The following is a 20,623-nucleotide window of genomic DNA, read 5'->3' as shown; positions in this document are numbered from 1 at the left end:
CATACGTGCCCAGTAACGGAATTTGCCGTGGCTTCGCATTTTAATACGGCAAATTCCTGCTGCCACCACGTTTTCTTACGGCACTTTCGGTTCCAAAAGTGCCTACCCGTGAACATTAACTCATCCGAACTTCCTCAATCTCCCAGGTTTAAAAGGGAAATCACGATATTTTCCGCCGATATCTCGGTTTTCCGTTTTACAATATCCTCGATCTGCGCGCGCTGCGGATCTGTGATGGACGGCGCGTTGACAACGACATCCACTTTTCCATCCGTGATGCTGACAACCGGATCGGCAAATCCTTTCGCCATCAGAAGCGTTTCCGCTGCATTTTCCTTCTCCGCTATCGCATTGAGTGCCAGCATATCCTGAACGGCTGCCTCTTTTGCCGACGCATCCAGATTTTCATTGTTAATCAGGGCATTCAGCGCTTCGCGGTTCTTGGCGCGGATCTGTTCACGGCTGAGCTGTACATTGCTATGTACTCTGCCACGCCGGTTCCGCCTGTCAAAACCGCCTCGCCCGGGTTATCGACTGCCGGATTGTCCGCAGATGCCTCCTCTCCGTCCGCCGCCCCCTGCGCTGTGCCCTCCTCACTGCCTGCTGCCAGCGGATCTCCCTCTCCCGGATCGTCAAGACTTGCAATCTCCTCATATTCACCGTCCGCCACGCTTCCGGACACCGCCTGATTTTCCGAATATATATCGCTATCTGAAATCTTGGTCGCCCCCGCTTCATATGTATCCGCCCCCGGCAGATCGGATTTTCCCGCATAGTTGAGATACCCCGCCGCCGCAATCATGATCGCCAGCGTCGTGATGATGATTTGATTTCTCCTGAAAACGCGTTTCATCTTCATTCTCATATTTGCATACTCCTTTATTCCACCCGCTTTAATACTTTTATTTTATGTGCCGGCAGTCCGAATAATGCCTGCATCGCTTCCGAAATTTCCTTCTGTACCGACGCATTTCCTCCTCCCTGTGCGCTGATCACGATACCGGAAATCTCCGGTGCCAGCTCTTTTTCAACTACCGGTTCCCCGCTGCCTGAACTTCCCGCCAGCACGGTGCTCTCCCGCAGCGATTCATCCGCCTGCTGCCGCGTACCACCCGAAGAATCCGTCTCCGAGGTGGACGACCGGCTTCTCTCCTTATCCACCCGCAGCACCTTTTCCGAAGAAGAAAACAGAGTCAGCATCACATCCACCTCACCCACGCCGTCCACCTTCTTTAAAACGTCCCGGATCCGCTGCTCCAGGCGAAGCTCGTAGAGGCGGTTGGTGTCCTGCCTGGATGCAGTGCCTGGCAGACCTGTTTCGACATCCGAACCACTCTCTTCTGAACTTCCATTTTTGTCCTGCCCTGCTCTATGCCCAGAGTTTGTTTCTGTTTCACTCTCCGCCCATCTTTCCCCTGACTGCCAGACTCCCGTCTCACTCGTCTTCTTCCCAAACGGCGCATATAAGATCAGAATTGCCAGCCCAAGCACCAGCAAAATCAGCCATTTTTCATTTCGTTTGACCCATTCCTTGTCAAGGTTCCATCCTGACTTCCACATGATCCGCCTCCACCTGATAAAACGATGCCAGCCGCTGCTGAAGCTCCCAAATCTTTTCCCCATTCATCCATGAAACTGCCTGCGCGGCGGCGGGTTCTCCCTGCTTCTGCTCCTGTTCAAGTGAAATTTCAATCGGGGGAATTTTTTCTATTTCAATCATCGAACTCTGATTCTCCTCCAGTTCCGCCGCTTCCATCCCCGCCTCACTTCCCGCCACATACACCGTCACACTCCGCACCGAGGCAAATTGCTCCGACTCCGGATCTTTTTCCAGCTCTACATCCGCCTTTTCCACGGAAAATCCCGCTTCCGCTGCCACCCGCACCGCCTCCTTGGATGCTTCCGCCTCATACTGGCTCAAAACCATATTTCTGCGCCGCTCCTCTATCTCATCCATCTCACGTTTCAGCTCGCCCGCTTCATTTTCAAACGAAAGAGATGTAAACAGATAATTCAGCCGCTCCTCCAGCCGCAGCCCGTCCGTCAGCGGCTTAAGCACAATCAGAAGCAAGATACAGCCCGCAAACAGGCGAATATATTTTTCATACTTATGTGCGGGCAAAAGCCCGGTCAGAACGGTCAGAAACACAAGATAACTGACGATATTCCCCGCCCAGTGAGTAATTACTTCCATCTTCTACCCCGCAAAATAAGCCGCGTTCGTGCTCGCACACACCACCGCGATCGAAAGTGCAAATAACACCAACGCCGAACCAGCTGCTGCCAGCAAAAAATAAAATCCTTTCGCCACAGCGCCGACTGCCTCCACCACCCGGCTGTCACTGACCGGCTGCAAAAGCGCCGCGCTTCCCTGGCACCCCAGATAGAGGATTAAAAGTTTCAAAAGCGGCAGAAGCGACACCGCCGCCAACACAAGCACTCCCCCGATGCCCACCGTATTCCGGATCAGGACGCTGCTTCCAAGAAGTACCTGCGACACTGCCGCCGCGCCCTGTCCGATTCCCGGTATCAGGCTGACCGCCCGCCGCAGCGCCGTCTGGCGCATCGAATCTGTATACGGCGCAATCATTCCCTGCAGCACATGAAAGCCCAGCACCACTCCCAAAAGCGCCTTGCTGCCCCAGCGCATCCCCTGTTCCAGCAATTCCAACGCTTTTGAAAACAAATCCTTCGAGCTTAAATGTCCCGCCAGCGACAGCAGGACATACAACTGGGTGCATGGCAGAAACAACTGTAAAAACACCCATTCCGCCACATTGACAGAAGCAAGTGTCCACGCATATCCGGCTGCTGCCGAGGTACTTCCCCCGGAAAAGGAAACAGCCAGAAAAAAAGCAGGAACCAGCACCCGGACAAATTCAAAGAGCTGCTCCAACAGTGTCCGCGTGATCCGCACCCCATTCAAAAAACTGGCGGCAAGCAGTGTAAAAATCAGAAGATACGTGACATAAAAGCCCATCTCCGATACCTGACTGTCGGCAAAGAGACTCGAAAAGCTGGCGAACACCGCCCCTAAAATTCCCAGAAGAATGACCTGCCCCATCCATCTGCCATTTTCTGAAATTTCCCGAAATAGGGCTGTCCGGCAGAAATCCATCAGCATCCGAACCGCACTCTGATAATTGCCAGAGAGAAGCATCGAAAGGATTTCCCGGAATGAAAGCCCCGGGACTGCCGAACCTCCCGCTTCCCTTAAAAATGCTTCGATTCTGCTTAAATCCAGTGAGTTCAGAAGAGAATCCATGTTCTCTCCAGAAACACTGAAATCCGAATCTTCAGATATCTTTTCACCATTTGCCGCCGACACCGTTAAATGATTTCCTGCCATCAAATATACACTCAAGAATATAACGCTCACTGCCCGCACAACCATCTTTGTTCCCACCGTCACCTGCTCTCACCATCTCTCCGCTTTTCTGCACTTACCACTTCCCTACGCCAAAAACTGCTTCACCGTCTCCAACAATGCCAGCAGAATCGGCATACTGACCGCCAGAATGGACAGCTTCGCAAATATCTCAATCTGTGTTCCCAGCGAACCGTACCCGGCATCCTTGCAAATCCCGGAGGCAAATTCGGCAATATAAGTGATTCCCGCCATTTTCAAAAGCGCCGACAAATACACTGGACTGATCCCGATGCAGGATTCCATCGTCCGAAGTGTTTTCAGAATCACTTCCAGCTTTCCCGCCGCATAGAAAAAGAGGCACAGCCCCGCCGCCATCACAATGTACGTCCCATACTCGCTGCCTTTTCCCTTGAGCTGGACCGCCAGAAGAACTGCCGTGATCCCAAGAACCGATACGGTTAAAATTGACATTTTTTACCGTCCTTCCCTGCAATGTACTCTCGGAGTCTTTCCCGCACTCGCTTTTGCGGCTGATTTTTCGCCAGCTGCACCCGAATTTCATCAAGGTACGCCTCAGAAATTTGGGCTCAACTGACAAAAAATCATCTCACAAAATCAAGCACAGAAGAATTCCGAGAGTACATTACAACGCAAACAATTCCTTCATCGTCTCAAACAACTGATAAATATACGGCACCATCCAGAACAGTACCAAAAGAAGACCCGCAAGACTTGTGAGAAATGCCTGTTCCTCCCGCCCGCTGTGTTTGAGAATCTGGCAGAGGACGGAAACCAGGATACCGACTGCCGCAATCCGAAATATTAGATTAACTCCCATTTTCTTCCCCCACTTACATCAACACCACTGCCAGAAACAGCCCGCCTAGTATCCCAAGCCCCCAGCACAGCCGTTTCTTCTCCGGCTCTTCCCGCCGCAGCTGCTCAATCGCCCGTTCCAATTCTTCCAGATACAGTGCCAGCGTCTTTTGCTGCATTTCCAGATCGAGATACCCGATGCTGTTTCCAAACCGGCACATCAGCTCCCATTCCTCTGTTCCTAACATCGGACGAATCCCCTGCTCTTCCAGAACCGCTTCCCAGATACTCCCAAACGGACACTCTGGATTCGCTTCCAGCCGCTCTCCTGCCACCAAAAATAGCTTCCCCGCTTTTCCATCCCCGCGTGCCCCCGCCCGGCACAGTACCAGAGGAAGAACTGCCTGTGTATACCCAATCTCTCCCCGCAGTCCCGCGGCAATCCGTTTTACTTCCTCCAAAAAACGCCTCCGGCCAATCAGGCGCAATGCCTCACCCCCGCCAATCCCCGCACACGATACACATACAAGGCAGATTCCAAGCAATTTTATCCACATATGAGCTCCTCGCCAGCTGCATCATATACCGCCTCCACCGTTCCCGGTCCGCGTCTATTTCCCAGCACCACATACCGCTCAAACCGTTTTTCTTGCAAAAAAGAGGACAAGCCCGGTTTTTCCCGGATGTCCTCCATCGAATTTCCATGTACGGTTGCCAGAATCCTGCAGCCACAGTTCATCACATAGCGAAGCGCCTCCAAATCATTCTCACCGCCGATCTCGTCCACCGCGACCACCTCCGGTGCCATCGAGCGGATCAGCATCATCATTCCCTCCGCCTTGGGGCAGGCATCCAGCACATCTGTCCGGCAGCCAACATCGTTTTGCGGGATTCCCTGATAGCAGGCGGCAATCTCCGAACGCTCATCCACCACCCCGACCGTCTGCGCCCTCACTTTTCCACCATGCTGCTTCCTCATCTCCACCATTTTTCCAGCTTTATTTTCATGTCCTGCACCTGCCTTAGGCCGTTCAAAGCTCCCCGTCAAAGCAGAGCCCCTATCCTTTCCCTCTTCTCCATCCGACACCATCCGGATCAGATCCCGCAGAAGTGTTGTTTTTCCGCATCTCGGCGGTGCAATCAGAAGCGTATTCCGGATACTTCCCGTCCCTGGATCCGTCAAAATCGACCGTATTTTTGCTGCACATCCTATCATCTGATGCGAAAAACGGACATTTAAAAAGGTTATCGGATGAATCGCCTTTATATGTCCGTTTTCCAGTATCGTCCTTCCAGCCACGCCAATCCGGTGTCCGCCCTGCACGGTCAGAAACCCCTGCCTGATTTCCTCCCCGTAAGCATAGAGGGAAGAACGAGCCGCGCATTGCAGCGTCTCGTCCACATCCTCCCGGCTGACCCGGAATCCACTTCCGGCTGTGTACTCTTTATTTTTATATATGTAATACAGCGGCGCGCTAACCCGCAGCCGTACCTCTTCCATTCCATCCGCCTCAAGCGGAAGCGCCAGAAGCTGCTCCCGGATATTCCGGGAGAAAAAATGAAACAGCGCCCTCACATCCTGCTTTGATTGTTCCTCCTTCATCAGCCCGTCCTCCTTACCTCAATATATGAAGGACTGGCTAAAATATACCATCCGCCTATGCATGCACGGACGCACTTTCCATCCGCCGCAGCCGTCTCACCTCCACGCCTGCCATCGCAAGCGCCACCATGCCCGCCACAAAGTCCGCGATCGGTCCGGCATACATGATGCCGTCAATGCCGATAAACAGCGGCAGAATCACAATCAGCGGCAGCAAAAAGAGAATCTGGCGCGTCAGGGACAGGAAAATACCCTTTTTCGGTTTTCCAATCGCCGTAAACAGGTTCGACGCAATCGGCTGCACACAGTTTAAGAACGTGAAAAACAGGTAAATCCGGAAATATTTTTCCGCAAACTGGAAATACATCTCCGATCCTTCCCCGAACAGCCCGATGATCGGACGCGGAATCAACTGGAAACACGCAAAGGACACCGCCGACACCGCAAATCCCCACCTGAGCGCCAACCCATACACCTGCCGCACGCGCGCATAATTTTTCGCGCCATAATTGAAACTTGCGATCGGCTGCATGCCCTGCGAAAGACCGATGACGATCGAAAAAAACACCTGATTGACCTCGTGATAATGCCGGCACACGCCAGCGGAATCGATTCCCCATAGTCCGAATGCGCACCGTAGTAGGTCAAGGATTTATTTAACACGATCTGCACCACCAGCATCGCAAGCTGGTTGAAAAATGCCGCCGCCCCCAATGAGGTAATCATGCTTACATATGTTCTCTGTGGTCGAAGATGCGCCGCTGTCAGCCGTCCGTTTTTGTAACGGCGCAGATACCGGATAATCAGGATTCCTGAAAAAATCTGTCCAATGATCGTTGCCAGCGCAGCACCCGCCATTCCCATATGAAATCCAAAAATAAACAGCGGATCGAGCACTGTATTGATCAGCGCCCCGGATAAATTGTAAAGCATCGCATTGCGAGGGCTTCCGTCCGCCCTCACCAGATGCCCGCCGCCGTTGGTCAGAATCAGAAATGGAAATCCCAGAGCCGTGATACCCGTATACGTTTGGGCATACGCCAGCACATTGTCCGGCGAACCGAAAAAGTGCAGCATCGGCGTCAGGCATAAAAGCGCCACAATTCCCAGAATCACACCGCTTCCAAACAGAAGCGTCGCCGCATTTCCAATATAAAATAACGCCTTTTCCCGATCGCCGCCTCCCAGCGTCAGGTTAAAGGATGCCGCACCGCCGATTCCAAACAGAAGCGCCAGCGCCACACAGGAGATCGTCAACGGAAACGCCACGTTCGTCGCTGCATTCCCCAGCTCTCCCACGCTTCTTCCGATAAAAAACTGATCGACGATATTATAAAGGGCGCCTACCAGCATCGCGATAATACTTGGCACCGCAAACTGCCGCAAAAGCCCGCCGATCGGCTCCGTACCTAGTATATTTTTCTTCTGTACCTGTTCCATGAATCTTGATTCTCCTGTCTACGTTACTGCGAACAATTATCAGTCTACCTCTCGTTACTGATAATTTTTCCTCTTTACATGCCTTCCCCGCGCATGATACACTACCATCAGTTATTAAAACGGAAAGGACTTAATCACATGAATCTTTCATCCTTACTGCAATTTCGGGACGAGTGGGCGCGTTTCAAAGCCCGCCACCCTAAATTTTCCCCTTTTCTGAAAGCCGCCTACACCCGCGCGCTGCGCGAGGACAGCGTCATTTCCCTAAAAGTGACCGCCCCGGACGGAACCGAGGTGGCATCTAACTTAAAGGTCAAAAAAGAGGATCTGGAACTGCTCTCGCGCATTATGAATAGCTGATTTTTAATCATCCATCATGCATTATGTCTACTTATGATACGGTTCTCCTTTTATAATCCGGAAACTCCGGTAAATCTGTTCCAGCAAAATCACGCGCATCAGCTGGTGTGGAAAGGTCAGGCGCGAAAAGCTGATCTTCGTGTCCGCACGGTTTAACACCGCCTGCGACAACCCCAGCGAACCTCCGATGATAAACTGCAGATGGCTCTCACCTCGCACGCCCAGATCTTCCATCCATGCCGCCATCTCCTCCGAGGAACGCTGCTTTCCATCGATCGCAAGTGCAATCACATACGCGTCCTCCTTGATATGCGCCAGAATCCGCTCGCCTTCCTTGTCGCGGATCTGCGCTTCCTGCAGCTCACTCGCCTTATCCGGCGTTTTTTCATCCGCCACCTGCACGATCTCCAGACGGCAGTAACGCCCCAGCCGCTTGCTGTACTCCGCGATCGCCGCCTCCAGATATTTTTCCTTAATTTTTCCTACTGTCACTAACGTAATCTTCACTTTTTAAGCTCCCGTTTTAAAAATGCCAACAGATTCAGCCGCGCCCGGTCTTCCGTCTCTTTGCGTCTCGTTTTTACCTTTTTCACGACCGTTCCCTCCGGTTCCCGATGAATCCGTAGATGATCCGCAGATATTCCGCGACCTCTTCCCATGCCTCGCGGCTCTCCGGAATCAGGTCGAGTCCCATCTGAAATACATGGAACATCCCGTCATAGACCGAGCAGCGCACCTTGACGCCCTCGGCGCGCGCCTTTTTCGCTGCCGCCCTCGTATCATCTAAAAGCACCTCATACGCGCCCACCTGCATCAGCATCGGCGGAAATCCTTCAAAATCTCCAAACAGCGGTGACAGATACGGATTTTTCGGATTGGCATTCCCGATGTAGCTGCACTGGTACAACATATTTTCCTTCGAATTACCAAACAGTGGATCAATCGTATAATTTTCCTCATACGATGCCCCGCTCAAACTTACATCCGTCCACGGCGACATCGTGATAATGCCCGCAGGAAGCGGCAGCCCGTGATCTTTCGCATACAAACAGAGCGCCAGCGCCAGGCCGCCGCCCGCCGAATCCCCGGCTACCACGATCTGGGATGGCTGGTATTTCTTCTCTTCCAGAAGCCATCGGTACGCGTACACCGCATCCTCCAGCGCCGCCGGATACGGATGCTCCGGCGCCACCCGGTAGTCCGGCGTCAGAACATCCGCGCCGAAGCTGATCTGTGAATACTTAACCGCAAACCGCCGGTAAATATTTTTCATCGGACCGATATACCCGCCGCCGTGCAGCTGCAAAATGACGCGCCCCGTCACCGCCTGCTTCGGCTTCAAATATTCCATCACAAACTGTTCTGTTTTTACCAGCTCATAAATATATTCCGCCGGACATCTCCACGCCGGTTCGACCGGATTTTTCCGGAATTCGCCGGTCTGGATCGGCTTCTTTAACGATGTCTCCATCACGTCACTCATCATATCACGCGTCAGATTGCCTATCATGCTGACTGTTTTCCGACTCATGCTTCTTCCCTTTCTTTCATCCAAATTTTCAATCTTCGTATTTTTATAGATCGTTCCTTTACTGTGACCGATTTTCCTGCCATTTACATATGAAACCGCCTCTTCAATTCCCGCTTCACACTCCGGTCGCCCAGAATTACCGTCGCCGCCAGCGCTGCCACCGACACGCCTGCTGCCAACACCGTCGGAAGCGGATGATGTGTCCACCCGATTTTCCAGAAAATCAACGGCACAAAGCTCAGAAATGTAATCGTAATCTGATACATAAAATAGCTCTGCCAGTTCATCCGGTTGACTAGCATCATCAGAAGAACCGCCGCCACCTCAAACAGCGCGACGCATGGGATCGCGTAGTCCACCGACCACCCCCGAAGCCCTGTAAGCGCGTCAATCAGAAGCAAAATTGCCTGAATTCCCAGGGACTGCCGCACCAGCGTTCCCGCCAGGCTCGCATGCCGCATGACCGAAAACCACAGCGTCATCGCCACATATGCCGCCGCGCCCGCCGTCAGAAGCGACCATTTAAACGGAATCCGATGATAAGTCGCCAGATTCGTAAGCCCCGCCAGAAGCGATACGAGCACCAATGACACATAAAATCCCCTCACCGCACGGCGCACGCGCTCTCGATCCTGGGCAATCACTGGATAACGTCCTTTATCATGCTTCGTATCCGTGATTCCATTGCTCTCTCGCTCTACCCGGATGCCCTTTTCCTCCAAAAAGTGAAAGAAAAACTCCGGAAGCCGGTTCTCTGCCATCGCACTCGTAAACGACAGGCATAATTTCCCGTCATACGCCACCGCCCCGCATTTCATCCGCTGCTTCGGCGATGCGCCGACAAGAAGCTGAAAGCCCTCGATCGAATCTTTCAATTCCTCCCGAACCTGCGCCGGTCCGATGTTGGAAAATGTCATCGTGTGGGCGCGGCTGGTGTGCAGAAAAATCAACTGCATCGCCAGATGTTTGACAAATAGCGGGATCGCCCGCACATACCATTTTTTCTCATTCGACACATTGTAGGAAATCGTCTCCTCCAGCCGATCCTTCACGATCTGCTCATCCATCTGGCGGCTCACAGACGCAATCACTTCTTCCAATGCCTCCGGCGCCTTTCCCGCCGCCCACGAAATATTCACGACCGCAAAGAAGTTTGCCAGCGTCTCCGACTCAAAAAAACTCCGTAGGTTCACCGGAAGATTGAGCGCCACCGGACGTTTCAGCGCTTTCCCATCCGTCTCCGTCTGGATGATCGCCCAGAGAAGCACCGCCGCCAGATATTTGGTGATGCTGACACCCACCTTCCTGCATTCCGTCTTCAGTGCCGACACCTCAATCGTCCCCTGCAGCACTGCCATCTGATCAAATGGGAGAAATTCCCCCTGAATCGCAATCGCCGGTCTGCTGTTATAATGCCGATGCGGCAGTTTCCGGTAATGTCGCAGATAATCGTCCTCCCGGAGCGGCGAAAACTCCCGCTCCTGCACCATAACCGGCAATTTTTTCACCAGTTCCAGATAATGTTCTGTAAGCCGTGAAGCAAACCGCAGCGCCCCCAGTCCGTCCGTCAGCCCGTGAAACACTTCAAAATTGATCCTGCATCCATAGTAGCTCACACGGAATGGGAACCGCGCGCCCCGGTGCGGATCAATGAAACGGCACGGTGCACTCTGTTCTTCTTCCACGCCCGGATTCCGGTTGTTCGTCTCAAAATAATACCAGAAAAATCCCTTCCGCAGCTTCACCCGGAAATTTTCAAACTCCGGAAGTGTCCGCACAAGCGCCCTTTGCAAAAGCTCCGGATCTACTTTTTCTTTCAGAACCGCCGAAATCCGGAATACACTGCTTAAATCCTCCCCCGACACCGCCGCAAAGAGCTTCGCCGTGTTATCCAGCCGCCTCCACGCGGCGCCCTGGATGCGAAGACGCTTTTTCTTTGGTTTTTCCTCTCGTTTCTTCTCTCGTTTCTTCTCCACTTTTTCTGAAACTATCTGTCCCGGCTCTTCCTGCTTCCCTGCAATTTCATCCTTCTGATCCTGTTCTTGGTTTTCCTCGTTCATTCTCTGCCCCATCTGCCTTTGCCACCTAAAGAAAAAGAGCAGCTGCCGGGATACACACTCCCCTGCAGCGCCCCTTTCATCCTCTTCTGAGTTCTTTTCTACATTACCGAATCCGGAAATAATACCCCACGCCCCATTTCGTATGTACATATTTCGGATCACTCGGACTCGGCTCGATCTTCTCGCGCAGCCGCCGCACATGAACGTCTACGGTGCGAACATCGCCGCCCGCCGCCGCCCGGTTGCCCCAGACAAAGCGCAGCAGCTCCTCGCGACTGTAAACCTTGCCCGGATTGCACACCAGGAGCTCCAGAAGGTCAAATTCCTTCGCGGTCAGATTGATCTCGCGGGAAGCGATAAAGACCCGGCGGCTGTCCGAATCCAGCGTCAGATCGCCCGCCTCGATGACTTTCTTTGTCTGCTGCGGCTCCTGTCTCGATTTCTTGGAGTTGCGGCGCAGGATCGCCTTGATGCGCGCCTTTACTTCCAAAATGTTAAATGGCTTCGTGATATAATCATCGGCGCCGTATTCCAGCCCCAGAATCTTATCCATATCGTCGCCTTTTGCGGTCAGCATAATGATCGGCATCTCGGAGAACTCCCGGATTGCCTGGCAGACTTCAAATCCGTTCAGCTTCGGCAGCATCACGTCCAGAAGAACCATATCATACTCCGTCTCCTTCGCCATCTGAAGCGCTTCCTCCCCGTCATAGGCGCAGGCAACTTCAAATCCATCCTGTTCCAGACTGAAACGGATTCCTTTTACTATTAATTTTTCATCATCTACCACTAATACCTTCGCCATTCTCCACCTCAACCACTATGCTTCTATCTCTCTATACTGTAATCTTATCTTTTATCTTCTGAAATGCCGCGTTCTTGATGCTAGGCACCTTCATAATATCCTCAATCGTCCGGAAACCGCCCTTCTGCTCCCGGTAAGAAAGAATCGCTTCCGCCCGCGCCGCGCCGATACCGTTTAAAGTCATCAACTCTTCTTTGGAAGCTGTATTTAAATTAATCAATGCTGCACTGCTTCCAGATTTCTGCGAAGCTGACTCGCTGCCATTCCCAGCAGCGCCTCCGGCTCCCAGAAGCCCGGAGACATCCTTCCCTGTTTCCTGATATTTCCGAATCTCTTCCCGGCTCGGAATCCGAAGCTGCTGTCCATCCTCGATCGCCTGCGCCAGATTTACATATTCCTGCGCCGCCTCCGACGTCATCCCGCCCGCCTTTTCAACCGCCTCATACATACGGCTGCCCGCCGGAAGCTCATAGACGCCCGGTGCGGCTACCTCGCCGCAGACGTGGATATATAGGATTCTCGGTTCCGGCGTTTGGGGATTTTCTTTTGATTGCCCCTCAGGCGCAGCGTTCTCTGCTGCTTCATTATCCCCATCCACTGCCCCGCTGTTTGACCGTTTTGCTGGACGTTCGGAGCTTTCCTGCGAATCATCCTCTTCTTTTGAAAAACTGTTCTGCGTCTCCAACACCACCGTCTGCTTCTCTCGCCGGCTCTGCACACCAAAACACAAAACAGCCGCCAAAAATACCACGCCGACTGCCCCTGTTCGCATCCATCGTTTCCGATTTACTGTTTGATTTGTCTGTTTCATCTTCTGCACCCCTCTTTTTCCGAGGCGCGTTTTGTCCGTAATTCTATTCTAACCAAAACCCCCTTTAAACACAAGCAGAAAATTTTTATTCCCATCTGAAAATCACAATCCCCGCAATCGCAACCGCCGCCCCGATCGCCTTGCGCCACTCAAATCCCGCTTTCTCCACACCGAACCAGCCAAACACCTCGATCAGGTACGCCACCAGAATCTGCGCCACGACGATCAGAAGCGCTGATTTTGCCGGTCCCAGCGCGTCAAAGCTCTTGATGACCGTGTACGTGATAAATGCCCCGATCACGCCGCCGGTCAGCATATACCGCGGTTCGATCTGCCAAAGCTCCGATACCGCGCCGCGCCCCGTAAAAAGCCACATCAGCAGGCAAACCACAAATGCACTTATCTGCACCCAGCCAGCCGATACCCACATGCTGGTCTGCTTCATCACGGCAGAATTAAACACGCCCTGTATACTCATGAGTGCGCCGGAAACCAGCGCGGTTATCATTCCCCACATAAAAAATAAACCTCCGCATTCTGTTCTACATTCTCATGAAACAGCAGCCGTTTCCGACCATTCATTTCACACTGTTAGTATCCCAGATATGCGAAGGTTTATACAATTTGTGTTTATTCCCTTTTCCTGTTTAAAATCCGATTTTTCCTCCAAAACCAGACAACCTTTCATGCAGCTGATCCCTATTGAATGGAAAACGTAGCCGACACCTCTGCCTCAACATCCACCTGCCCCGGCATCAGGTTTCTGCCTGCACCCGCATCTTCCATCGCCATTTCCTTCATCGCCATGCCGCTGCTGTAAGAAGTGTCATAATAGCGCGCCTGCTGCCCGCTGCTGTACTCCTGCACATTCGTCATCGTTCCCAGCTTGCAGCCGCCTGCCTCCGCCATCGCTTCGGCTTTCACGCGCGCCGACTCAATGGCTTTTTTGAGCGCTTCCTGATAAATCTCATCAAAATTGCTGCACTGGTACTGGACCGAATCGATCGAATTGATACCCGCATTGACCGAATCGCTGATGATCGCCCCTGCATCCTCAATCGCAACATCCGATACAACCACCTCCGTCGTCATCTCATAACCAGTGATCTTCTTGCCATTGTCCCAGTCATAGATCGGATTCAGCCCCAGACCGCTCGTCTGCACCGAGGTATCTGCAATTCCCTTTTCCTTCAAAAGCGCCAGAACCGCATCCAAATCCGTCTGATTCTCCGACTGGCAGGTGCTCGCATCCGCCGCCTGTGAATAGACACTGTAGGTAATTTCCGCAATATCCGGCTCCGCTTGATTTTCTCCTGGCTCGTCACCGTGATCCCCGTATTTTCCGCCGACTGCACCGTCACCGATGCCGGTGCGGACGTACAACCTGCCAGACCTGCCGCCGACGTCATTGTCATCGTGCCTGCTGCCAGCAGAAATGTCATCCTGTTTCGCATCATCCCCATTTTTCTCATAAAAAAATTCCTCCCGTTTTTCTGTTTCATCCGTGAGTTCCAACCCACAATGGGTTCAGACCTTCCGGAGCAACAACTGGTACACTGTCATTCTTACTATAGTTATACCTGAAAACGAGAGGAAATGTATTGCTTTTCTCTTAACTTTCTTTCGCTTATTTATTACTATTTTTTTCCTGTTTCATCCATGCCGCGCGCACCAGATGCTGTGCCAGAACCGCCGTCGTCACGCCGCCGACACCGCCCGGAACCGGGGTTGCCGCCGAAGCAGTTCCTTCCAGATCGGCAAAATCCACATCGCCGCAGAGTTTTCCATTTTCATCTACATTGATCCCAACGTCAATGACAACCGCATCCTTTTTTACATAGGTGTGGTTGATCATCGCTGCTTTTCCCACGCAGGCAGTCAGAATATCCGCCTCCCGGCATACCTCCGGCAGGCTGGCAGTTCTCGAGTGGCAGATGGTCACGGTCGCATTTTCATGCAGAAGCAGCATCGAAAGCGGGCGTCCCACAACCATGCTTCTTCCTACGACTGCCACCCGTTTGCCAGAAAGCGCGATATCGTTCATTTTCAGCATGCATACCACTGCCTCCGCCGTACACGGCGCAAAACCGCTCGTATCGCCGCTGAACACCTTTGCGATATTGACTGGGGAAATACCGTCCAGATCCTTCGCCGGATCGATCATTTTTTCAATATCCTGCTCGTTGATCTGCTTTGGAAGCGGGCGCAGCATTAAAATACCGTCCACCGACGCATCCGCATTGATCGCCGCAAACTCCTTCTTAAATGCCTCGTCCGAGATATCTCCCGGAAATACCTTCGATTCCACCTCAAGCCCGAACGATGTCAGCTTCTTCGTCGCGCCTTTCTCATAGGAAATATCATCCGGATTCTCGCCCACCCGGATAATCGTCAGTTTCGGCACCCATGTCAGGGTTTCCAGCCCTTTTTCCACCTGCTCTTTCAGCTTTGCCGAAACAGCGGCTCCCTTCATTGTAATCATCTTGTCTGCACCTTTCGTTTTTATTTATGATGAATTTCCCGCGCTTTCGCGCATATTCATTTTAAATTTTTCTTAAAATGAAAGCGACGCCAAAAGACCGGCTCCGCCTGCCATCTCAAGCAGGTAAACCGTCACAATCGCCGCGATCGCCACTACCACCAGGCTCTTTCCCTTATATCCCAAAATCACCGCTACGATCGTTCCTCCGACCGCCGAATAGAGATGTCCTGTGGAGGTAAATACATCTGGAAATGTCAGTGCTCCCAGCACTGCATACGGCGTATAATCTAAGAAAGATCGGATAAACTTCGAACGGATCTGTTTCCGGAAAATCGTAACCGGAAGAACACGTGGAATATATGTAACCAGTGCCATCAAAAGGACACAGGTCAGTACGTATTTCATATCGAGTGTTCCGGCTGCTCCTGCTGCCTCTGCTGTATTCATCATTCTGCCCCCTCTTTCTGACTCTCGTCCTGACCGGCTTCTTTACCGTCCGGATCATGCGGGAATTTCCATGCACCGAACGCCGATGCCGCGATCGTAACCAGAATCACCCGGAAACCGGAGGAAATACCGGCAAAAACCGGAACATATTTTAAAATGCACACCATCACAACTGCCAGAATGATGACGCAGCACACCGACCGCGATTTGCGTGCCGCCGGCAGAATCAGTGCAATAAACATCGCGTACAGGGCAATTCCCATCGCATTCTGCAGCGCCTGCGGCAGAACCGCCGAGATCGCGCCTCCCAGCCAGGTTCCAAGATTCCACCCCAGAATCGGCATCGTGATAAGTCCCAGCATATACGACGCTTTCAAAATGCCCGGATGCAGGGAACTGACGACAAACGTCTCATCCGTGATGCCGAATGCCAGTGCCAGGCGCGCCCCGGTTCCCGTCTTTTCATCGAGCTTCTGGGACAGGGACAGTGACATCAGCATATAGCGCAGGTTGATGACAAACGTCGTCAATGCCACCTCAAAGTACCCAGCCCCCGCCAGAATCAGGTTTGTCCCTGCGAACTGTCCGGCGCTCGTTAAGTTCGTCAGCGATATAAAAACTGCTACCCAGACCGGCAGACCGCCCGACACCGCCAGGAAGCCAAACGTAAAGGAGACCGGCAGATACCCCAGTCCAATGGGGATACCGCTCTTTAGCCCCTCATAAAATGTCTTTTTCCAACTCATTCTACTTTTTCACTCTTTCTGTTCACGCAACCGTCTATTTTTCAGGCTTCACATACCGCGCATGCTGCCCGTTCAGCCACTCTACCCCGCTCACAATTCCTTCTTCCGAAAACGGAAATTCCTCGCGGGTCTTCTCCTCTTCCGGCGTTGCGTCGTATCCATATGGTTCCGGCCACGATGTCACGGTCAGGACTGTCTCCTCGACCGTCTCGCCATCTGCGCCGTCTTCTTTCGGTACCTCGCGCTTTGTCATCTCCATCCGGTAGCGCATCCCGGTATCACTTCCGGTAAATTTTTCTTTTTTCAGGAAATTGACCGGCATCACATCTTTTCTCGTTATCATGCCATTTACCCCCGGAATTTATAACGGCGGATCACCGCCTGCAGCGTTTTTCTTCCATTGTACTCATTGATGTCCGGATAATACACGACGTCGATCTCCCGCCGTCCGGCGCGCTCTTCCTCAAACGCCGTTCCGTCACCGAAATATAGCGCCTCGATCGCGTGTCCGTCTGTCTCTTCCAACGTCATTTTTACGACATTTCGGTTGCGCCCCAGCACGCGGCTCGCCCGGATGCGAAGTGATTTCTCTGCAAACAGCGGTTTTTCGTTACCCTGTCCAAACGGTTCGAGACAGGAAAGCTCCCTCACAAGGCGTTCTGTCACATATCCCACCGGCATCGGCACATCGATCCAGACTTTCGCTTTAAAATCTTCCTCCGTCAGCCCCGCATTTTCATTCAGTCTGCGCCGGAACTCGTCAATGTTCTTCTCTTCCAGCGAAAGCCCGGCTGCCAGCGGATGCCCGCCAAATTTGAGCAGCAGATCGCTGACCTCTGTCAGCTTTTTAAACATATGGTACTCATCGATGGAACGTCCCGAGCCTTTGACCGCCTCCTCGCCGCGCGTCAGCACGATCGCCGGCTTCTGATAATATTCCCTCAGGCGCCCTGCAATAATGCCCGCCAGCGATTCATGGCATTCCGGCAGAAAGACCACCAGCACCTTGTCCTTCTGGTACCAGCTCTCTACCTGCAGCTTCGCCGCCTCAGTCCCCTGCTCGGTCATATCCTTGCGGGTATCATTTAATTCCTTAAGTTCCTCTGCCAGGCGTTCTGCCTCTTCCTCACTCTGCGCCCGCAGAAGCGCCAGCGCTTCCTTTGCCGTTTTTAATCGTCCGCCCGCATTCAGGCACGGTCCAATGACAAATCCAATATGGTATGCTGTGATCGCCCCCAGATCAAGATTATTTTTCTCCGCCAGTCTGCGAAGCCCTAGATTTTTGGTCTGCGCCATCTTTTTAAGACCGTATTTTACCAGAATCCGGTTTTCATCCTGCAGCTTCATCACATCACCGACCGTCGCAATCGCGGCAAATTCAAGCAAATCCAGCCATTCCATCTGCGGCACGCCCCGGCGGGCATATAAAACCTGCACCAGCTTGTACGCCACCACTGCGCCGCAGATCTCCGGAAATGGGTACGGACAGTCTGCCTGTTTCGGATCGATCACCGCATCCGCCGGGGGAATCTTCTCTTTTTCCCCATCTAAGGGCACCTCATGATGATCCGTGATGACAACCGTCATGCCATATTTCTTCGCCAGCTCCACCTGATGGAACGCGGAAATACCATTGTCACAAGTCAGAATCACCTCCACGCCGTCCGCGTGCGCCTGTTCGATGATCGATTCATTGATTCCGTAGCCATCCTTGATGCGATCCGGTATCTCAAAATCTACATCACTGCCCAGCCGTTCAAATGCCTGCAATAATATGTACGTCGAACAGACGCCGTCAATATCATAATCACCGACGATCCGTATCTTCTTTCCAGTATCCACAGCCTCGCACAGGATGGAAACGGCACGCTCCATATCTTTTAACAGCATCGGATCATACAGATCATCCAGCGTGCCATTTAAATAGCGGTCGATCGCCGCCTCTCCTTTGATCCCACGGTTCCGGATAATACGCGCCGTAACCGGATCGATCCGAAACCGCGCCCCGATCTGCTTAAAATCTGCTTTCTTGGTCTGAAGCATCCAGACTTCTTCTGCCATTTTGTTCCTCCTATTATCTAGATGTACTCTCGGAGTCTTTTTTGCACTTGCTTTTGTGGCTGATTTTCCGCCAGCCGCACCCGAATTTCATCAACGTACGCACCGCGTACGCCTCAGAAATTTGGGCACAACTGACAAAAAATCATCTCACAAAATCGAGCACAGAAAGATTTCGAGAGTACATTAGATAGATTTGGAGGAAATGTATGATTAATTTTGCGGTAGGACCGGTTCAGATGGACGAGGAAATCCGGGCGATCGGGGCGGAAGAAGTACCATATTTCCGCACACCGGAATTTTCTGCAATTATGAAGGAAAATGAGCGCCTGATGAAGCAGTTCACGGGGGCGCCTGAGGATGCGCGGGCGGTTTTCCTGACAGGTTCGGGCACGGCGGCGATGGAAGCGGCAGTCATGAACCTTTTTACAGAGCGCGACCGCGTGCTGGTCGTAAACGGCGGCAGTTTTGGCGCGCGGTTTGCGAAAATTTGTGAGATCCATGAAGTTCCTCATGAGGAGATCCAGCTGGAGAGCGGACGGGCGCTTCGGGCAGAAGACCTGGCACCGTATGAGGGAAAAGGATTTACCGGATTTTTAGTCAATGTCCATGAGACTTCCACGGGCGTTCTCTATGATATGGAGCTGATTTCGGACTTTTGCAGACGAAACCAGCTGATTCTGGCGGTTGACGCGGTCAGCTCGTTTCTTGCCGATCCATTTTGGATGGGAAAATGGGGCGTTGATCTGGTGCTGACCGGTTCTCAGAAAGCGCTGGCACTTCCGCCGGGACTCTCGATTCTGGTGCTGGGGGCGCGTGCGATCGCGAGAGTGCAGGAGACGGCGGTCCGCTCGATGTATTTTGATCTGCGCGACTATCTGAAAAATGGCGAGCGGGGGCAGACGCCGTTTACACCAGCGGTCGGAGTGCTTTTACAGCTTCATAAACGGCTGACGATGATCGAGGAAAAAGGGCTTGCGGCAGAACAGGCACGGATCCGCTGTCAGGCGGAGGATTTCCGAAGCAAAATAAAAGATCTTCCGTTTGAGATCGTTTCCAATTCTCTCTCGGCGGCATTGACGCCGCTTCACCCGACGGGCGTGGACAAAGAGGGGAAAACGGTCTCAGCGCATCGGATTTTTGAGATTTTGAAGGATGAATACGGCATCTGGATCTGCCCGAACGGCGGCGCGCTTGCCGACACGGTGTTCCGTGTCGGTCATATCGGCGCATTGACGCCGGAAGACAATGACAGCCTGATTGCGGCATGGAAAGATATGCAAAGGAGGGGACTTCTGTGAAAGTATTGATTCTGGCAGCGGGACGGGGAACCCGGATCTCGCGTTATCTGTCGGGAAAACCAAAATGTACGGTGGATATCGGCGGCGGGCAGTGCCTGATCGAGTACACGATTGACCTGCTTCATTCCCGCGGCATCCAGGATATCGGCATCGTGCTGGGTTATGAGGCGCAGGTGATCCGCGAGGTCTTGGCAGACAAGGGAGTTTCCTTTTTCTACAACCCGTTTTACGATGTGACAAACAGCATCGCGTCTGCATGGTTTGCGAAGGAGTTCCTGACAGGGGACGATCTGCTGATCATGAACGGTGACGTATACCTGGAGGAAAAATTGCTTGACCGGATCCTCGCGCAGGGCAGGAGCCCGGTGATGTTTGCGGACGAGAGCCGCCGGGAGACAGCGGATTATAAGTTCTTCTATGAAGATGGAATTTTGAAAAAATATGGAAAAGAGCTGACCGGGGATGATGTGACGGGCGAGTACATCGGAATCGGACGGTTTTCAGCGGCATTTATGCCGGAATTTATCTGCCGGATGGAGGAGATGATCGACCGCCAGGAGCACGGCGTCTGGTGGGAAAATGTTGTTTACAGCATGACCGGGCAGCAGCCGGTCTATGTCGAGGACGTCAGCGGGCATTTCTGGGCGGAGGTTGATTATATTGAGGATTATGAGCGCATCCTGGAACACAGGGGCGTGGAGAAGATAGTGCGCTAGAGCGCTTGATTTGAAAGACAAAACACGGTTCACGGGTAGGCGCTTTTGGAACCGAAAGTGCCGTAAGAAAACGTGGT

26 protein-coding genes are annotated in these 20,623 nt (G+C 52.7%); 3 read left to right on the top strand and 23 right to left on the bottom strand.

Going from position 1 to position 20,623, the window contains the following annotated elements; genetic code table 11:
* Positions 1–134: 134 nt before the first annotated feature.
* From DWX91_RS18125 to DWX91_RS09800, 11 genes are all read right to left on the bottom strand, one after another.
* Complete coding sequence (locus tag DWX91_RS18125; protein WP_412693878.1) at positions 135–428, bottom strand: SpoIIIAH-like family protein; 294 nt, start codon at positions 426–428, stop codon at positions 135–137.
* Positions 425–865, bottom strand: coding sequence for a SpoIIIAH-like family protein (locus tag DWX91_RS18120; RefSeq protein ID WP_412693875.1), 441 nt, complete (start codon positions 863–865; stop codon positions 425–427). Before DWX91_RS18120 ends, DWX91_RS18125 begins: the two co-directional genes overlap by 4 nt.
* A 14-nt stretch (positions 866–879) precedes the next feature.
* Entirely contained in the window at positions 880–1,560 is a 681-nt protein-coding gene (locus DWX91_RS09835) for a stage III sporulation protein AG (protein ID WP_118538715.1), read from the bottom strand.
* A complete protein-coding gene (locus tag DWX91_RS09830; RefSeq protein WP_118538713.1) occupies positions 1,535–2,194 on the bottom strand; it encodes a stage III sporulation protein AF in 660 nt (219 codons plus the stop codon). The genes DWX91_RS09835 and DWX91_RS09830 overlap by 26 nt, the downstream gene beginning before the upstream one ends.
* 3 nt (positions 2,195–2,197) lie before the next feature.
* On the bottom strand, positions 2,198–3,406 hold the full coding sequence (locus tag DWX91_RS09825) for a stage III sporulation protein AE (RefSeq protein ID WP_118538711.1): 1,209 nt from the start codon (positions 3,404–3,406) through the stop codon (positions 2,198–2,200).
* A 48-nt stretch (positions 3,407–3,454) separates the two neighbouring features.
* Positions 3,455–3,841 carry a SpoIIIAC/SpoIIIAD family protein gene (locus tag DWX91_RS09820; protein ID WP_107001319.1) on the bottom strand — a complete coding sequence of 129 codons (387 nt, stop codon included), beginning with the start codon at positions 3,839–3,841 and terminating at the stop codon, positions 3,455–3,457.
* A gap of 172 nt (positions 3,842–4,013) precedes the next feature.
* A complete protein-coding gene (gene spoIIIAC / locus DWX91_RS09815) occupies positions 4,014–4,208 on the bottom strand; it encodes a stage III sporulation protein AC (RefSeq protein ID WP_022359269.1) in 195 nt (64 codons plus the stop codon).
* A 13-nt stretch (positions 4,209–4,221) separates the two neighbouring features.
* Complete coding sequence (locus DWX91_RS09810) at positions 4,222–4,743, bottom strand: stage III sporulation protein AB (protein ID WP_118522939.1); 522 nt, start codon at positions 4,741–4,743, stop codon at positions 4,222–4,224.
* Entirely contained in the window at positions 4,734–5,789 is a 1,056-nt protein-coding gene (locus DWX91_RS09805; RefSeq protein ID WP_118482583.1) for a stage III sporulation protein AA, read from the bottom strand. Before DWX91_RS09805 ends, DWX91_RS09810 begins: the two co-directional genes overlap by 10 nt.
* 55 nt (positions 5,790–5,844) lie before the next feature.
* Positions 5,845–6,312, bottom strand: coding sequence for an MATE family efflux transporter (locus DWX91_RS18115; protein ID WP_412693877.1), 468 nt, complete (start codon positions 6,310–6,312; stop codon positions 5,845–5,847).
* A complete protein-coding gene (locus DWX91_RS09800) occupies positions 6,198–7,229 on the bottom strand; it encodes an MATE family efflux transporter (RefSeq protein ID WP_412693874.1) in 1,032 nt (343 codons plus the stop codon). The genes DWX91_RS18115 and DWX91_RS09800 overlap by 115 nt, the downstream gene beginning before the upstream one ends.
* A 138-nt stretch (positions 7,230–7,367) precedes the next feature.
* On the opposite strand from DWX91_RS09800, the gene DWX91_RS09795 reads away from it, so the two are divergent.
* Positions 7,368–7,589: a hypothetical protein gene (locus DWX91_RS09795; protein ID WP_107001315.1), complete on the top strand. Its 222-nt coding sequence runs from the start codon at positions 7,368–7,370 to the stop codon at positions 7,587–7,589.
* Between the two features lie 27 nt (positions 7,590–7,616).
* Here DWX91_RS09795 and rlmH read toward each other — a convergent pair whose 3' ends face one another.
* From rlmH to recJ, 12 genes are all read right to left on the bottom strand, one after another.
* Positions 7,617–8,096 (bottom strand): 23S rRNA (pseudouridine(1915)-N(3))-methyltransferase RlmH, encoded by a 480-nt coding sequence (gene rlmH, locus DWX91_RS09790; protein ID WP_022359275.1) that lies wholly within the window; start codon positions 8,094–8,096, stop codon positions 7,617–7,619.
* An 82-nt stretch (positions 8,097–8,178) separates the two neighbouring features.
* Positions 8,179–9,120, bottom strand: coding sequence for an alpha/beta hydrolase (locus DWX91_RS09785; protein ID WP_412693873.1), 942 nt, complete (start codon positions 9,118–9,120; stop codon positions 8,179–8,181).
* Positions 9,121–9,203: 83 nt separating this feature from the next.
* Positions 9,204–11,192, bottom strand: coding sequence for a DUF6320 domain-containing protein (locus tag DWX91_RS09780; protein WP_243099015.1), 1,989 nt, complete (start codon positions 11,190–11,192; stop codon positions 9,204–9,206).
* Positions 11,193–11,283: 91 nt separating this feature from the next.
* The gene (locus tag DWX91_RS09775; protein WP_022359279.1) at positions 11,284–11,985 is read right to left on the bottom strand and encodes a response regulator transcription factor; all 702 of its coding nucleotides are present in this window, start codon (positions 11,983–11,985) and stop codon (positions 11,284–11,286) included.
* Between the two features lie 31 nt (positions 11,986–12,016).
* On the bottom strand, positions 12,017–12,796 hold the full coding sequence (locus DWX91_RS09770) for a helix-hairpin-helix domain-containing protein (RefSeq protein WP_118538709.1): 780 nt from the start codon (positions 12,794–12,796) through the stop codon (positions 12,017–12,019).
* Between the two features lie 85 nt (positions 12,797–12,881).
* A complete protein-coding gene (locus DWX91_RS09765) occupies positions 12,882–13,313 on the bottom strand; it encodes a DMT family transporter (protein WP_022359281.1) in 432 nt (143 codons plus the stop codon).
* Between the two features lie 182 nt (positions 13,314–13,495).
* Positions 13,496–14,311: an SIMPL domain-containing protein gene (locus DWX91_RS09760; RefSeq protein WP_118538707.1), complete on the bottom strand. Its 816-nt coding sequence runs from the start codon at positions 14,309–14,311 to the stop codon at positions 13,496–13,498.
* A gap of 112 nt (positions 14,312–14,423) precedes the next feature.
* A complete protein-coding gene (locus DWX91_RS09755) occupies positions 14,424–15,278 on the bottom strand; it encodes a bifunctional 5,10-methylenetetrahydrofolate dehydrogenase/5,10-methenyltetrahydrofolate cyclohydrolase (RefSeq protein WP_118538705.1) in 855 nt (284 codons plus the stop codon).
* A 72-nt stretch (positions 15,279–15,350) separates the two neighbouring features.
* Positions 15,351–15,683, bottom strand: coding sequence for an AzlD domain-containing protein (locus DWX91_RS09750; RefSeq protein ID WP_117796890.1), 333 nt, complete (start codon positions 15,681–15,683; stop codon positions 15,351–15,353).
* A gap of 41 nt (positions 15,684–15,724) precedes the next feature.
* Positions 15,725–16,471 carry an AzlC family ABC transporter permease gene (locus DWX91_RS09745; protein ID WP_117796867.1) on the bottom strand — a complete coding sequence of 249 codons (747 nt, stop codon included), beginning with the start codon at positions 16,469–16,471 and terminating at the stop codon, positions 15,725–15,727.
* Positions 16,472–16,505: 34 nt separating this feature from the next.
* Complete coding sequence (locus DWX91_RS09740; protein WP_107001309.1) at positions 16,506–16,814, bottom strand: hypothetical protein; 309 nt, start codon at positions 16,812–16,814, stop codon at positions 16,506–16,508.
* A gap of 5 nt (positions 16,815–16,819) precedes the next feature.
* A complete protein-coding gene (recJ, locus tag DWX91_RS09735; protein ID WP_118473046.1) occupies positions 16,820–18,532 on the bottom strand; it encodes a single-stranded-DNA-specific exonuclease RecJ in 1,713 nt (570 codons plus the stop codon).
* 206 nt (positions 18,533–18,738) lie between these two features.
* Here recJ and DWX91_RS09730 point away from each other — a divergent pair, with 206 nt between their 5' ends.
* Complete coding sequence (locus DWX91_RS09730; RefSeq protein ID WP_118538703.1) at positions 18,739–19,830, top strand: pyridoxal-phosphate-dependent aminotransferase family protein; 1,092 nt, start codon at positions 18,739–18,741, stop codon at positions 19,828–19,830.
* A complete protein-coding gene (locus DWX91_RS09725) occupies positions 19,827–20,546 on the top strand; it encodes an NTP transferase domain-containing protein (protein ID WP_022360042.1) in 720 nt (239 codons plus the stop codon). Before DWX91_RS09730 ends, DWX91_RS09725 begins: the two co-directional genes overlap by 4 nt.
* Positions 20,547–20,623 lie beyond the last annotated feature (77 nt).

The sequence above is a fragment of the Clostridium sp. AF22-10 genome (assembly GCF_003478725.1).
Classification (GTDB): Bacteria; Bacillota; Clostridia; order Lachnospirales; family Lachnospiraceae; genus Otoolea; species Otoolea fessa.
The sequence above is the reverse complement of the archived record's forward strand: the minus strand, read 5'-3'. Positions and strand labels throughout refer to the sequence as shown.